The sequence below is a fragment of the Streptomyces sp. NPDC059900 genome (genome assembly GCF_050270335.1).
Lineage (GTDB): Bacteria > Actinomycetota > Actinomycetes > Streptomycetales > Streptomycetaceae > Streptomyces.
Map to the genome: position 1 here is coordinate 1 of NZ_JBNNJZ010000193.1, position 13,827 is coordinate 13,827.

Here is a 13,827-nt window from a genome sequence, read left to right on the forward strand (position 1 = left end):
CTCGACGGCAAAGTCAACCTGGACGACAACGCCCGCTTCCGCCAGGCACGCTGGGGCGCCGACGACTCCGCCCACGACGACCCGCTGGAGTCCGCCGCCGCATCCAAAGGCCTCAACTACGTGAAGCTCGACGGCGAGGTCGGCATCATCGGCAATGGCGCGGGCCTGGTCATGTCCACCCTCGACGTGGTCGCGGGCTGCGGAGCGCGCCCCGCGAACTTCCTCGACATCGGAGGCGGCGCCTCCGCCCGCATCATGGCCGACGGCCTCGCCGTCATCCTCTCCGACCCCGCGGTCAAGTCCGTCTTCGTCAACGTCTTCGGCGGCATCACCGCATGCGACGCCGTCGCCGACGGCATCGTCCGGGCACTGGAATCCGTCCGGCTGACCAAGCCGCTCGTCGTCCGCCTCGACGGCAACAACGCCGTACGCGGCCGCGCCATCCTCGACGCCCTCTCCCACCCCCTCGTCCAGCAGGCCACCACCATGGACGGCGCCGCCCGCCGGGCCGCCGAACTCGCAGGACACACCAACGCTGCCTAAGGAGCCGGGACATGGCGATCTACCTCACCAAAGAGAGCAAGGTCCTCGTCCAGGGCATGACCGGAGCCGAGGGCATGAAGCACACCCGCCGCATGCTCGCGGCCGGCACGGACATCGTCGGCGGCGTCAACCCCCGCAAGGCCGGCCGCACCGTCGACTTCGACGACCGCGCCGTCCCCGTCTTCGGCTCCGTCCGCGAGGGCATCGAGGCCACCGGCGCCGACGTCACCGTGGTCTTCGTGCCGCCCGCCTTCTCCAAGGCGGCGGTCACCGAGGCCGCCGACGCCGGAATCGGCCTCGCCGTGGTCATCACGGAGGGCATCCCCGTGCACGACGCCGTCGCCTTCCACGCGTACGCCAAGGAGCGCGGCACCCGCGTCATCGGACCCAACTGCCCGGGACTCATCACGCCGGGACAGGCCAACGCGGGCATCATCCCCGCCGACATCACCAAACCCGGACGCGTCGGCCTGGTCTCGAAGTCCGGCACCCTCACCTACCAACTCATGTACGAACTGCGCGACATAGGCTTCTCCACCTGCGTCGGCATCGGCGGCGACCCCGTCATCGGCACCACACACATCGACTGCCTCGCCGCCTTCGAGGACGACCCCGACACCGAACTGATCGTGCTCATCGGCGAGATCGGCGGCGACGCGGAGGAACGCGCCGCCGCCTACATCCAACGTGCCGTCACCAAACCGGTCGTCGCCTACATCGCCGGTTTCACCGCACCCGAGGGCAAGACCATGGGGCACGCGGGAGCCATCGTCTCCGGCTCCTCCGGCACCGCGCGCGCCAAACAGGAGGCACTGGAAGCCGCCGGGGTGCGGGTCGGCGCCACGCCGACGGAAACAGCGCAACTCGTTCTCAACCGGCTCGGGGCGTGATGTCACTCATAGGTGACAGGCTCCGCCTGCACTAGCGTCCCCCAGCACACCTGCGCGGGCCGCGATCCGAGCGGCCCCGCAGGAGCCATGCACCTCCCGCCCCGACTGTGCACCGTGAGCGGAGACACCCGAATGGCACCCACCCTCACCAACCCCCCCGTCCTCAAAGCCGGTACGGCCTGGACCGACGCCTGGCAACGCTGCCTCGCCGTCGCGCCCGAGGCCTTCCGCGACGACCACGTCCTGAACCTCTGGAACGGAACCTGGCACGCGGACGGCCGGGCCCTGCCCGCCACGTCCCCCGTCGACGGCAGCCCCATCGCGGGCCCGCCGCGCCTCGACGCCGCCACCGCCCACCAGGCCGTACGCGCCTCGCTCGACCAGCACCGCGCCTGGCGGCACATCCCGCTCGGCGAACGGCGCGCCCGCGTCGCCGCCACCCTCGACGCCCTCACCGAACACCGCGACCTGCTCGCCCTGCTCCTCGTCTGGGAGATCGGCAAACCCTGGCGGCTCGCCCGGGCCGACGTCGACCGGGCCATCGACGGCGTGCGCTGGTACGTCGACGGCATCGAGCCGATGATCGAGGGCCGGACCCCGCTGGACGGACCGGTATCCAACATCGCGAGCTGGAACTACCCGATGAGTGTGCTCGTTCACGCAGTGTTGGTACAGGCACTCGCGGGCAACGCAGTCATCGCCAAGACCCCGACCGATGGCGGCGTCGCCTGTCTGACCCTCGCGTGCGCCCTGGCCGCACGCGAAGGGATTCCCGTCACCCTCGTCAGCGGCAGCGGGGGCGAACTGTCCCAAGCGCTGGTCCGGGCACCCGAGATCGGCTGCGTCTCCTTCGTCGGCGGACGTGACACCGGCGCCGCCGTCGCCACGGCCGTCGCCGACCTCGGCAAGCGGCACATCCTCGAACAGGAAGGACTCAACACCTGGGGCATCTGGAACTACAGCGACTGGGACGCGCTCAGCGCCGTCATCCCCAAGCTCTTCGACTACGGCAAACAGCGCTGCACCGCCTATCCGCGATTCGTCGTCCAGCGCGGACTCTTCGACGAGTTCCTCGCCGCCTACCTCCCGGCCGTGCGCACCGTCCGCGTCGGCCACCCCCTGGCGGTGGAGCACGCAGTGGACCCGTTCCCGCAGCTGGACTTCGGCCCGCTGATCAACGCGGCCAAGGCCAAGGAGCTCGGCGACCAGGTGGCGGAGGCGATCGACCGCGGAGCCGTGCCGCTGTACCGCGGCGCCCCGTCGGCCGGCCGCTTCCTGCCGGGCCAGGACACGGACGCGTACGTCCACCCCGTCACGCTCCTCGGCCCGCCCCCTTCCTCTCCGCTGCACCACGCGGAGCCGTTCGGCCCGGTCGACACCATCGTCCTGGTCGACACGGAGGCGGAGCTGCTCGCTGCCATGAACGCGTCGAACGGAGCGCTGGTCGCCACGCTGTCGACTGACGACCCCGAGACGTACGCACGTCTCGCGCCGCAGATCCGCGCCTTCAAGACGGGCCACGGGAAGGCCCGCTCGCGCGGGGACAGGGAGGAGCTGTTCGGCGGGTTCGGCGCGTCCTGGCGCGGCGCGTTCGTCGGGGGTGACCTGCTGGTGCGGGCGGTCACGCACGGCCCCGCGATGGAACGGCCGCCGGGGAACTTCCCGAGCTACCACCTGATGGCGTGAGCCCGGGCCGGCAGGGGATCGGGGATGTGTCAGCCGATGCCCTGCCGGTCGGGCAGCAGGGCGAACGTGCGGTCGGCCGCCTCCGGGACCGCGCGTTCCACCGCCTGCGCGAGCAGCTCGCGGTGGCGCAGAAGCGGCTGCCTGCGCTCCTCGGGCGCCAGCCGCAGCAGGTCGTCGAGCCCGGCCAGCATGCGCCGGGTGACCTGCGGACTGCCCGTGGCGAATCCCCGGATCTCGGCGAACCCGAGATCCACGAGCGCGGTCCAGTCCGGCACCGGCTGGATCATCCGTACCGCCCCGCGCCGGTCGCGGTGGCGCAGAGCGCCCAGCGGATACCCGGCCACGGACGCCAGGAACTGGACGATGCGGTCCAGCGCCTGCACGGCGGTGGTCGGGTCGTTCACCGCGGGGGACAGGGCCCGCAGCGCGATGTCCGAGAGCTGCCGCAGCCCGAACCCGAGATCCTGGTGGAACGTGCGCTCCACGCCTACGTGCACGGTGTACCGCAGGGCGTGCGGTGGCGGCGCCGCCCCGCCGTGCACGGTGAACACCGGAGTCCCCGGCACCACGAAGTCCCCGATGCGCGGCAGCAGCCGCAGCACCACGCCGTGGCGCCCGGCCGCCCGCACGACACGGGCGATGTTCACGTCCCGCAGCACCCCGGCCCGCCCCCGGTGTGTGATCCGGGCGGTGGCGGGGCCGAGGCGTTCGTCGTCCACCGCGCCCTCGGTCGGGTGCTTCACCGCCACGCGGAGCGACTCCCGGGCGATCCGGTCGATGACGAAGCTGATCCGCATCATGCGCAGCGTGCCGTTCACGTACGCCACGAAGAGCAGCAGGCTCAGGAACACCATGGCCATCGCCAGCACCGACTCGATCAGCGGCACGCTCGTCAGGAGCTCCGGATCGTTCTCGCTGTCGAAGGACGTCAGCGTCATCAGGGAGAAGAGGAACGTCGCCAGAAAGACGGTGAGCGTGATCTTGGTGATCCGCGATCTCACGTAGAGCCGCACCACCCGCGGGCTGAACTGCCCGCTGGCCATCTGCACGGCCACCAGGGAGATGCTGAAGACGACCCCGATGAAGGTCATCATGGCCGAGCCGATCGTGCTGATCACCGCCTTGGCGTCCTCGGCGATCCCCATCAGGCTCTCGATGCTCTCGTAGTCTCCGGCCTCCCGCGCCGCGTCCACGATCTGGCTGTCCAGCTCGGCCGCGAGCGCCCACAGCACCATGGCGCCCACCAGTCCGGTGGTCGGCGCGAACCACATGGTGTCCCGCAGATGCTCGCGCAACGGGGACAGCAGCCGGGGCCGCCGCACCTTCGCCCCAGCAGGCACTCCCGTAATCAACCCGTCACTCATGGTGAGACTCTAAGCGCGTTGGCGCGAGGCGCCGGGCACCGGCCCGGAGGTGTGCGGATACGCAGGTGAAAGGCACTCCGAAAGCTTGGTATTGTTGTCCATGTCGCCGCGGGGAACACCCCGCGAACGGCAGACACCTAGTCCGGGTGGCGGAATGGCAGACGCGCTAGCTTGAGGTGCTAGTGCCCTTTATCGGGCGTGGGGGTTCAAGTCCCCCCTCGGACACAAGCAGTACACCAACTGGTGCTGACCGGCTTTTGGTCAGCACCTTTTGCGTTGCCCTCCGCGGGTTCGTTCCGTGGGTTCGTTCCGTCGGTTCGCTTGTCAGTCCGTTCCGTCGGCCGGGAGTCTGCGCCGCAGCAGCTGTTCGTGGGCGAGGCGTCCCACCAAAGCGCCGCCGTAGACGACGAAGCCGACGCCCACCAGCCAGGACTGCAGGATCAGTACGGTGCCGAACGGGCCGTACGTCACCGCGTTCGACGCGATCAGCGGCGAGAAGACGAACTGCGAGAAGACCCGGAGGCCGAGCATGCCCAGGGCCGTCGCCGCGGCTCCGGGGGCCAGGGCCCGCCAGCGGAGGCGGCCGCAGAGCAGCCAGCGCTGCGACCACCAGAAGAAGAGGAAGACGCCGAGGGTGTCGCCGAGGGTGACCAGGGCGGTCTCGGCGGCCGAGGACTCCTCCGGCGAGGGCGCGGTGACGAAGAGCAGCAGGAAGAAGACAAGCGCCGCCAGCCAGACCACGTGCCGCCACATCGTGTGCCAGCGTGCCGCGGGCAGGTCCCACACGCGTTCGTAGCCGGTCTGCACGGCGGAGCCGAAGGTGACGCCGAACGCCGCGAGCGCGGCCAGGCCCAGTGCCGTCGTCTGCCGCAGGGCCTGGCCCGGCGTCCCGAAGAGCCGCTCGATCTCCTCCTCGGGGACCTCGGAGACCCCGAGCCCCTGCACCAGCCAGCGGGCGAAGCCCTCCCCCCGTGCCAGGTCGGCCGCGGCGACGACCACGAGGAGGGGCACGAGCGTGAGGAAGCTGAGCGCCGCGAAGCCCATGGCGCGGTGCATCAGTTCCATCTCGCGGCCACGGCTCCAGGCCAGGCCCACGACCGAGGCCGGGACGCGGTGGTGCAGGCGCGCGAAGCGGCGTCCGTGCCGCGCGGGGTCGCCGTGGTCCGGCGTACCGGGTGCTGGGGGCATGTCGGATCGCCTACCCGTAATCGGCGCGGAGGCAGTCCGGCTTACCGCCGAACGGGCAACCCCCGGATGCGGAGCGTCCACTTCCCGATAGCGCAACCCCCGCGCCACGGAAGACTGTTGGGAAGCGGAATGATCTCTATCACAGCGTAGATCGTTTAGGCCCCGGGCAGCCTGTTGGCGCAGTTGATCGATCAACCGAACATACGCTCGCACGCTGGGTGCAGGGGGGACCCCGTGCGTCTTTCTAGGAGAACGCGCATGCCGCAGGACGTCCGGTTCGACCTCCCTTTCACCACCCCGGTCAGCGAGCATCTCGACTACGCGCGCGAGCAGCATCTGCGTTGGGTGAAGGACATGGGTCTGGTACGAAGTCAGGCCGGGTTCGACGAATACGAGAGTTGGGACCTGCCGCAGGCCGCCATACGTACGTATCCGCACGCGTCGGCCGACGACATGGTCGTCCTGATGAACTGGTTCTCCCTGGCCTTCCTCTTCGACGACCAGTTCGACACCGGGCGGCCCGACCGCGCCGACCGCATCGCCGAGGTCGCCCGCGAGCTCATCGCGACGCCGCTGCGGCCCGCCGGGAGCGAACCCCGCGTCATCTGCCCCATCACCGTGGCCTGGGCGCAGGTGTGGGCGCAGCTGGCCGACGGCATGTCGCTCGCCTGGCGGTCACGGTTCGCCGCCTCCTGGGGGCGGTTCCTGGTCGCGCACTCCGAGGAGGTCGACCTGGCCGCGCGGGGCACCGCCCTCGGCCTTGATGCGTACACCGAGTTCCGGCGCCGTACCGTCGGCATCCATCACAGCATCGACGCCGGTGAGCGCAGCCGCCGCTTCGAGGTGCCCGCGCAGGCTCAGGCGCATCCGGTGATGATCGGGCTGCGGGACGCCGCGGCGGACACCATCGGGTTCATGAACGACATCCACTCCTTCGAGCGCGAGAAGCGCCGCGGGGACGGGCACAACCTGATCACCGTGCTGCGCCACGAACGCGGTTGCTCCTGGGAGGAGGCCGCCGCCGAGGCGATCAGGATGACCACGGAGCGGCTGCAGGACTACCTGGAGTTCGAGGGCCGGGTGCCCGCCATGTGCGACGAGCTCGGTCTCTCGGACGGTGAGCGCGATCTGGTGCGGATGGGCGTGGACGCCGCGCGGCACTGGATCAACGGAAACTACGAGTGGGCCCTGGTCACCGGCCGGTACGCGGCCGTGAAGGACAGCCCGGCGGCCGCGGCAGAGGAACAGGGGCGCGGATCGCTCGACGACCTGCTCACCGTCTGAATCGGGCCCTGCGGGCCGGAGCGCGCGACGCGCTCCGGCCCGCGGGTCAGGCCGCCGCGCTCTGCGGCGTGAACTCCACCGGAAGCCGGTCCAGGCGCGCCTCCCACGTGGACGCGGTGGACGTCAGCTCGTCGGGCGCGATCGCCAGGCGCAGCCCGGAGAGCCGGTGCAGCAGGACGCTGACGGACGTCTCGATGATGCCCTGGCCGATCCCCTGCCCCGGGCATTCGTGCGCGCCCCCGCTGAACGCCAGGTGGGCCTGGTTGCCGTGCAGGTCGGTGGAGGCGTCCGGCCTGATCTCCGGGTCGAGGTTGCCCGCGGCGAGACCGGGGACGATCAGGTCGCCCTCCTTGATCTGCCGGCCGCCGAGCTCCAGGTCGGCCGTGGCGAACCGCCCCGGCAGGACGGCCAGCGGCGGTGTGTTCCACATGACCTCCCCGACCACGGCGGACATGTTGAGCTGACCGCTCACCAGGCCCGCCATGTGCGAGGGGTGCGTGAGCACGGACTGCAGGACCCGGGCGAGCAGGTTGCTGGTGGTGGTGTGGGCCGTGATCAGGACCAGGCGCAGATGGTTGAGGACCTCGTCGTCGTCGAGGCCGGCCCCGTGGGCCAGGAGCCCGGTCGTGAAGTCGGCGCCCGGCTCGGTGTGCTTGCGCTCGGCCAGTGCCTGGAGGATCTGCATGATGCGGTCGTTGTGCGCCACGGCGTCCGCGCCGCCCTTGAGGACCTGCGCACAGGACTCGGCGAGCCTGCGCCCCTCCCGCTCGGGCAGGCCGAAGAGCCGGGTCAGGACCAGCATCGGCAGGTACTCGGCGTACTGCGCGACGAGGTCGGCGCTGCCCTCCTCGGCGAAGGCGTCGATCTGCTTGTTCGCGAAGTGCGTGACGTGCCGCTTGACGCCGCGGTCCGCCAGGGCCTTGAGGCCGTCCGTGACCGCGCCGCGCAGCCGCCGGTGCGGCTCGCCGTCCTGGGAGACGCAGTCGGGGCGCCAGCCGAGCATCGGGATCAGGGGCGAGGTGTCCTCGACGCGGCCCTCCTTCCAGTCCCGCCAGATCCGCGAGTCGCGGGCGAACTGGCGCGGGTTCTCGAGGACCCGTCGGTTCTCGCGGTAGCCGAGGATCAGCCAGGCCGGTATGTCCCCTTCGAGGAGTACGGGGGCCACCGTGCCGTGCTGCTTGCGCAGCCGGTCGTAGATGCCCTGCTGCTCCTCGGCCACGTCCTGCCCGTACAGCCGTGCGGACCCGTCCGGTGCGCCGTGCCGGACCGGGCAGCCTCCGGAGGCCTGCGGGGCGTCAGTGGTCATCGGGCGGCCTCCAGGGCGGCGGTCGAGCGTTCCTTCAGATGACGGATCAGGGCGATGAGCACATCGCGGCTCGACTCCCGGTCCCTGGCGTCACAGGCGACGACCGGTGTGTGCTCCGGGATGTCCAGGGCGTCCCGTATCTCCTCGACGGGATGGTTCTGCGAGTCCGGGAAGACGTTGAGGGCGATGACGAAGGGCACGCCCTGCCGCTCCATCTCCTCGATCGCCCGGAAGCTGGACGCCAGACGCCGGGTGTCCACCAGGACCACGGCTCCGAGGGCGCCCTTGAACAGGCCGTTCCACAGGAACCAGAAGCGCTCCTGGCCCGGTGTGCCGAACAGGTAGAGCACGAGCTGTTCGTTGAGGCCGATCCGCCCGAAGTCGAGGCTGACGGTGGTCTCGTTCTTGTCGGCGACCCCGATGAGGTGGTCGACGTCGATGCTCGCCTGGGTGAGGGTCTCCTCGGTGGTGAGCGGCTTGATGTCGCTCACGGAGCGGACCATGGTGGTCTTGCCGGTGCCGAAGCCCCCGGCGATCATCACCTTGACCGAGCGGCTCTCGGCGGGCAGGGAGCCCGCTGACGTCGGCTGGTCCGGACGGTCAAAGCCTTTGTAGTCCACTGAGTACCTCCTCAAGGAGCGCGAGGTCCGCCCCATGGCCGGGTGTGGAAGCCGGGATGGGATCACGGGCGTCCACCCGGCCTGCTTCCAGCAGGTCGGCCAGGAGCACCGCGATGATGTTGAACGGCAGTCCGAGATGGGCGCCGAGTTCGGCGACCGACAGCGGATCGCGGCACCGGCGCACGATTTCCTCGTGCTCGTGCTGCATGCCGGGAGCGGGGGCCGAGCGGGAGACGATGAGGGTCGCCACGTCGAGGCCGGCGGCCGGCCCGCCGGGACCACTGCGACCGCCGGTGAGCACGTAGTAGCGCTCGAGACCGGACGGGTCCGTGGGCCGTGGGGGGCCGGACCGGTGGGGGCCGCTCATCCAGGCTGCTCCTCCTGCCGCGCAGTGGTGCCCAGGAGCTCACCCATCCTGCGGGACAGGTCTCTCATCTGGTGTCCGAGCAGCCCCTGGTCGAGCCCTTCCCTGGCCAGGACTCCGAGGTACGTCTCCACTCCGGCCCGCACCACGAACAGGTGCCCGCCGTCGACCTCGATCATCGCGAGGCGCAACTGGCCGCCGTACTTGGGGAACTGGGCCGCGACGGGCTGGGCGAGCGCCTGCAGGCCCGCGACCACCGCGGCGAAGCGGTCCACGTCGTCCGGGTCGTCGGCCCCGTAGGAGGTGATGGCCTTGCCGTCGCTCGACGCGACGAGGGCGAAGCGGATCTCCTTGATGCTCTCGGTCAGGTCACGGAGCGCCCAGCTCACGTCGGTTTCGTGTTGCGTCATGTGGCTAGTCGCTCTCTTCGGTGCGGGGCTCGTCGGTCTCTCGTCCGGCGGTGGCGAAGGCGGCCATGCCGGTGAAGGACGCGTCCGGCGGCACGACGGGCGCCGCGTGGGTGCCCGTGGTGGCTGCCGGCTCGCTGTCGGCCCCGTTCGGGGATTCGGTGCGCTTGCTCCTGCGCCGGGGCAGGCCGCCCGGCGTGACGTCGTCGGCGGCCGCCGGGGCGGCGGGCGGCTCCGTACGAGGGGCCGCTTCCACCGCGGGGGTCTCCGTCCGTGCCGCTCGGTCCGGTGCCGTCACGGGGGCGGCCGGCAGCTGGCTGAAGTATTTGTGCGGTACGACGACGACCACGGAGGTGCCGAGCCAGGGCGAGTCGGCGAAGGTGACCCTGATGCCGTACTTGCGGGCGAGGGTGCCGACCACGCGCAGGCCCAGGTGTGCGTCCTCGGAGAGTCCGCCGAGGCCGGGGCCCGCGGCGACGCCATCGAGTGCCTGGAGCGCCTGCTGCTTCTTCTCGTCGGTCAGGCCCTTGCCGGCGTCCTGGATCTCGATGCCGACGCCGTTGGGCACCTCCTTGCCGGAGACGACGACCGGCTCGGTGGGCGGCGAGTAGCGTGCCGCGTTGTCCAGGAGGTGCGCGAAGACCAGCGTGAGGTGGTCCACCAGACCGCCGTCGACGCCGAGTTCGGGCAGCTGGCGCACCTGGACGCGGTCGAAGTCCTTGATGCGGCCGATGCCGCCGCGCACGACGCTGAGCAGCCGCTGCGGCTCCTGCCACTGGCGTCCCGGCCGGTCCGTGCCGCCGAGCACGCCGATGCTCGCGGCCAGACAGTCGGCGGGGCCGATCGCCTGGTCGAGCTCCATCAGGCCCCTGGCGACGGCCGGGGTCCTGCCGTGCTCGCCCTGCATCTCGTGCAGCCGGCCGCGGATCTTTCCGGTGAGCACGTGGATGCGGCTGCCGATGCTGATCACGGCGTGCTCGGCCGACGTGCTGCGGTTGAGTTCTTCCTCGACGGCGATCAGGGCGGTGCGCAGGGCCCTGCGCACCTCGAGCCTGAACTCCGGTGTGATCTCGGTCTCCTGGTCGAGGGCGAGCGGCAGGACGTCCTCGATCGCTTCGCCGCCGCGCAGGCCCTCGAAGGCCTGCGGCAGGAACTCGTCGGCCAGGCGGGCCACCAGGGCCTGTTGCCGGTCCAGGCGCCACTGCCAGGCCTTGGCCTCGTCGATCTGGTGGGCCTCGAAGGCGGCGCGTTCGTCCTCGAACCGCCGCTCCAGGGCGGCGACGTGCTGCTGCCACTGCTGGGAGTGGTTCAGTTGTGCGGTGTGCGCCTCGTCGGCCGTGCGGCGCAGTTCCTGCCGTGCGCGCAGCAGGAGGCGGATACACGCGGAGGCGGCCGCGGTCGCCGCGAGGCCCGCGACCGCTGTGGGTATTCGGGCCGGGTCGGTGCCGGCGGCCAGGGTGGCGACGCTGCCGCCGCCGAGACCGACCGGCAGCAGCCACCAGCTGTGCCAGGCCGCGGGCGCCCGGGCTGCCGCCGACGGCGGAGTGGCAAGTTCCATCTGCATCCTCAAACCAACGCGATCGAAGAGTGGACAACCCAACCAAGGGGTCGCACCCATCGCATCTCGGTACCGCCTTGGACGGCGGCACCCCCCTCGATCACCTGCGTGATCCCCCGTACGACAGCGCGACAGCGCCGTGGTGCGCGACAGACTGAGATCGCGTCAACTCGCGGCGCTGGAGCGGAGCTTATCTGGTGCGGAGGGTTGTTGATCAACCCGGCAGGTCGCGGGAGGCGGGCCGTGGATGATCTTCAGCCAGGAGCACGGAAGGTGGCCGGAACCAGTGGTTCCCTTCTCTGCGCCGCCACCCGTGCCCCTGACTGTGCCCCTGGTTCTGCCTCTGACCGCCCCCTAGCCGTGACCCTGACCGTCCCACAGCTCCTCGTGCCGGCGGTGGGCCGGCGTCAGGCCCCGGACGAAGAACCTGTCGTAGTACTCGTTCTCCACGTGATGCGCCTGGAGCCAGATGCCGGGGACGTGGATCGCGTCCGTGTGCGCGGGGAAGCGGCGGTGCGTGCGCAGGATGTACGTGCAGATGTCGCGGGCGCACTCGACCACCCGCTCCTCGTACTCGCTCGCCTCGGCCAGGTAGCGCCGGCCGTAGTCCTCGCGGTAGATGCGGCTGAACACGTCCCTGTCCCCGTAGACGCCGCCGGGGCCGAACTTCTCGCGGATCACCGCGTCCACCGCCTCCGACATCGACGCGAACGCGGGCGGGCAGGTCGCCGAGATCAGCGGTTCGCCGTCCGGCGCCCGCAGGCCCACCGGATGCGAGCGCACGTTGGCGTACTTGGGCAGCGGGATGTGCCAGCGCCACACGTCGGCCGGGCGCCAGCGCGGGGTGACGAAGGTGAAGCCGAGCATGCGGCCGTAGGTGCGGGAGAACTTCGGGTCGCCCAGGGCGATCTGCGGGTTGATGGACGCGTGGATCCAGGCGCCCAGGCCCATCGCGTCGGCGACCAGCATCAGGTTCTGGAGCAGCAGGTCCGCCTCGATCTGGGTGCGGAGCGGGCCGAGCGCGCCCAGCGGCAGCTTCAGTTTCCCGTTCAGGAAGCCGTTCTTGACCCACTTCTTCACGCCCGCCGGACGGTAGAAGTTCCGGTCGTCCACCAGCGTGGGCCGCGCCCCGTCCGGCTGGGTGAGCAGGTACATCAGGGCGTTGATGTACTGGTGGGACAGGTCCACCACCGGGAAGAGGACCGTCGTGCCCGGCAGGTTGGACAGGAAGCGGTTCGAGTCCAGGTAGGCGGGGAAGTCCCGCAGGCCCTGCGCCACGTCGAGACGGCGGTCCAGGACCTTGACCTTGGCCTCCCGCGCGCGGGCGGTCAGGGTCGGGCCGTCGAAGGGTTCCTCCGGCGCCGGGGGCAGCTTCCGCAGGTAGTACGTGCCGGTGTCGTTGATCAGGAAGAAGTGCGTGCCCTGCGCGTTGTCGGGGCTGCCCGCCGTGCGTCCGGCCATGGTCAGGTTCGGCTTCGCCATGATCGGTTTGCCGTTGCGCGGGTCGTCGAAGGGGCGGTCCGGCATCGTGAGCCCCGTGCAGCCGGTGAGGGCGATCAGGACCGACTCCTCCAGCTCGGACAGCGGCTGCGGGTCCTCCTTGGACACGTAACTCATCGATCCGGCGGGGACGGTGGCGCCGCGGCTCACCCGGTGGGTGCGGCGGCGCCAGACCGTCTCCAGGAGCGGTCGTACGAAGAGGTCGGCGAGGCCGGGGTGGTGCCCGTCCGCCCGGCCGCCGGGACTGCCGGAACCGCCGGGACCGCCGTCAGCCCGCGGCATCCGTGCCTCCATTGCGCATCGGCTGCACCTGCCTCCACGGAGCGAAGGCGCTCGCGCCGCGCGGCAGCAGGCCCGCGAGGTCCGGGGCGTGCCGCTGGATCACGGACTTCATGCCGCCCCGCTCCACCCAGTCGATGCCGAGCGGGGTGTAGATCTCGGGGCGGTAGTCGACGGTCAGGAAGCGGTCGCTCTGCAAGCGCCGCGTGGCCATCAGGATGAAGATGCGGAAGGCCGTGTCGCTGAAGCCGAAGCCGGTCGGCGGGTTCTCGGCGAACAGGCCGACCACGGTGTCGATCTCGTCGACCGAGTCGTACACGTCCTTCAGGCGCGCGACCGTCTCGGGGTCCTGGCTCAGGTCCTCGAAGCGGCTGATGCGCGGCTTGTGCAGCCCCGCGCGGAAGTCGTTGTAGCGCGGCACGCCCCGCCTGCGGGTGCGCACGAGGTCGACCACCGACAGGTCGATGATCTCGCCGTCGCGCTCGAAGCGCTGGAGCGCACGCGGGAAGTTGTTCAGAGTGATCGCGCCGGGGTGGGCGATGCCGAACGAGTAGAGGGTGTCGGCTAGGCCCGTCTTACGGATGGCGGCCTCGGCCGCGCCGCCCTGGATGTCGAGGAAGCCCAGGGTCTCCAGGGGCTGCCCGAAGTGGTGCTCGCGCATGACGTAGTCGTCGGGGATGAGCGGGTGCATCCGGTAGACGGTGACGAAGTCCTCGGTGAGGGAGTACGGCACCGCGTGGTGGTCCGGGAGCGTCTTGGAGATGCCGGTCAGCGAGTGGGCCTCCAGGAGCCACAGGCCGAGCTTGTTCAGCCAGTTGTCCGGCGGGCCCTCCCAGTT

Annotated in this window: 12 protein-coding genes, 1 tRNA gene and 1 pseudogene; 5 read left to right on the top strand and 9 right to left on the bottom strand. The window is 70.8% G+C overall.

Features of this window, described 5'->3' with window-relative positions; translation table 11 throughout:
- The 3 genes and pseudogenes from ACQKIP_RS23635 to ACQKIP_RS23645 form a co-directional block, all read left to right on the top strand.
- Window positions 1-543: pseudogene (locus tag ACQKIP_RS23635) on the top strand (ADP-forming succinate--CoA ligase subunit beta); the annotation flags it as partial.
- A gap of 11 nt (window positions 544-554) precedes the next feature.
- A complete protein-coding gene (gene sucD, locus ACQKIP_RS23640) occupies window positions 555-1,433 on the top strand; it encodes a succinate--CoA ligase subunit alpha (RefSeq protein WP_365855552.1) in 879 nt (292 codons plus the stop codon).
- A gap of 132 nt (window positions 1,434-1,565) precedes the next feature.
- Window positions 1,566-3,119, top strand: a complete 1,554-nt coding sequence (locus ACQKIP_RS23645; protein WP_365855550.1) for an aldehyde dehydrogenase family protein — start codon at window positions 1,566-1,568, stop codon at window positions 3,117-3,119.
- Window positions 3,120-3,148: 29 nt separating this feature from the next.
- Here ACQKIP_RS23645 and ACQKIP_RS23650 read toward each other — a convergent pair whose 3' ends face one another.
- On the bottom strand, window positions 3,149-4,483 hold the full coding sequence (locus ACQKIP_RS23650) for a DUF2254 domain-containing protein (RefSeq protein WP_365855548.1): 1,335 nt from the start codon (window positions 4,481-4,483) through the stop codon (window positions 3,149-3,151).
- 140 nt (window positions 4,484-4,623) lie between these two features.
- On the opposite strand from ACQKIP_RS23650, the gene ACQKIP_RS23655 reads away from it, so the two are divergent.
- A tRNA-Leu gene (locus ACQKIP_RS23655) sits at window positions 4,624-4,708 on the top strand.
- A 99-nt stretch (window positions 4,709-4,807) separates the two neighbouring features.
- Here ACQKIP_RS23655 and ACQKIP_RS23660 read toward each other — a convergent pair.
- Complete coding sequence (locus tag ACQKIP_RS23660; protein WP_365860020.1) at window positions 4,808-5,671, bottom strand: YhjD/YihY/BrkB family envelope integrity protein; 864 nt, start codon at window positions 5,669-5,671, stop codon at window positions 4,808-4,810.
- A gap of 258 nt (window positions 5,672-5,929) precedes the next feature.
- Between ACQKIP_RS23660 and ACQKIP_RS23665 the strand changes: the two genes are divergently transcribed.
- Window positions 5,930-6,955 (top strand): 7-epi-alpha-eudesmol synthase, encoded by a 1,026-nt coding sequence (locus tag ACQKIP_RS23665; protein WP_365860019.1) that lies wholly within the window; start codon window positions 5,930-5,932, stop codon window positions 6,953-6,955.
- A 46-nt stretch (window positions 6,956-7,001) separates the two neighbouring features.
- Here the strand turns inward: ACQKIP_RS23665 and ACQKIP_RS23670 are convergent, their stop codons facing one another.
- The 7 genes from ACQKIP_RS23670 to ACQKIP_RS23700 form a co-directional block, all read right to left on the bottom strand.
- The gene (locus ACQKIP_RS23670; RefSeq protein ID WP_365860018.1) at window positions 7,002-8,261 is read right to left on the bottom strand and encodes a cytochrome P450; all 1,260 of its coding nucleotides are present in this window, start codon (window positions 8,259-8,261) and stop codon (window positions 7,002-7,004) included.
- Window positions 8,258-8,881 (bottom strand): GTP-binding protein, encoded by a 624-nt coding sequence (locus ACQKIP_RS23675; protein WP_361200982.1) that lies wholly within the window; start codon window positions 8,879-8,881, stop codon window positions 8,258-8,260. Before ACQKIP_RS23675 ends, ACQKIP_RS23670 begins: the two co-directional genes overlap by 4 nt.
- Window positions 8,862-9,248 (bottom strand): DUF742 domain-containing protein, encoded by a 387-nt coding sequence (locus ACQKIP_RS23680; RefSeq protein WP_365860017.1) that lies wholly within the window; start codon window positions 9,246-9,248, stop codon window positions 8,862-8,864. Before ACQKIP_RS23680 ends, ACQKIP_RS23675 begins: the two co-directional genes overlap by 20 nt.
- Window positions 9,245-9,655, bottom strand: coding sequence for a roadblock/LC7 domain-containing protein (locus ACQKIP_RS23685; protein ID WP_361200978.1), 411 nt, complete (start codon window positions 9,653-9,655; stop codon window positions 9,245-9,247). The genes ACQKIP_RS23680 and ACQKIP_RS23685 overlap by 4 nt, the downstream gene beginning before the upstream one ends.
- A 4-nt stretch (window positions 9,656-9,659) precedes the next feature.
- Window positions 9,660-11,210 carry a sensor histidine kinase gene (locus tag ACQKIP_RS23690; RefSeq protein WP_365860016.1) on the bottom strand — a complete coding sequence of 517 codons (1,551 nt, stop codon included), beginning with the start codon at window positions 11,208-11,210 and terminating at the stop codon, window positions 9,660-9,662.
- A 354-nt stretch (window positions 11,211-11,564) separates the two neighbouring features.
- Entirely contained in the window at window positions 11,565-12,992 is a 1,428-nt protein-coding gene (locus tag ACQKIP_RS23695; RefSeq protein WP_365860015.1) for a hypothetical protein, read from the bottom strand.
- On the bottom strand, window positions 12,979-13,827 hold an 849-nt coding region (locus tag ACQKIP_RS23700; protein WP_427744000.1), incomplete at its 5' end, for a peroxidase family protein. The genes ACQKIP_RS23700 and ACQKIP_RS23695, both read right to left, overlap by 14 nt.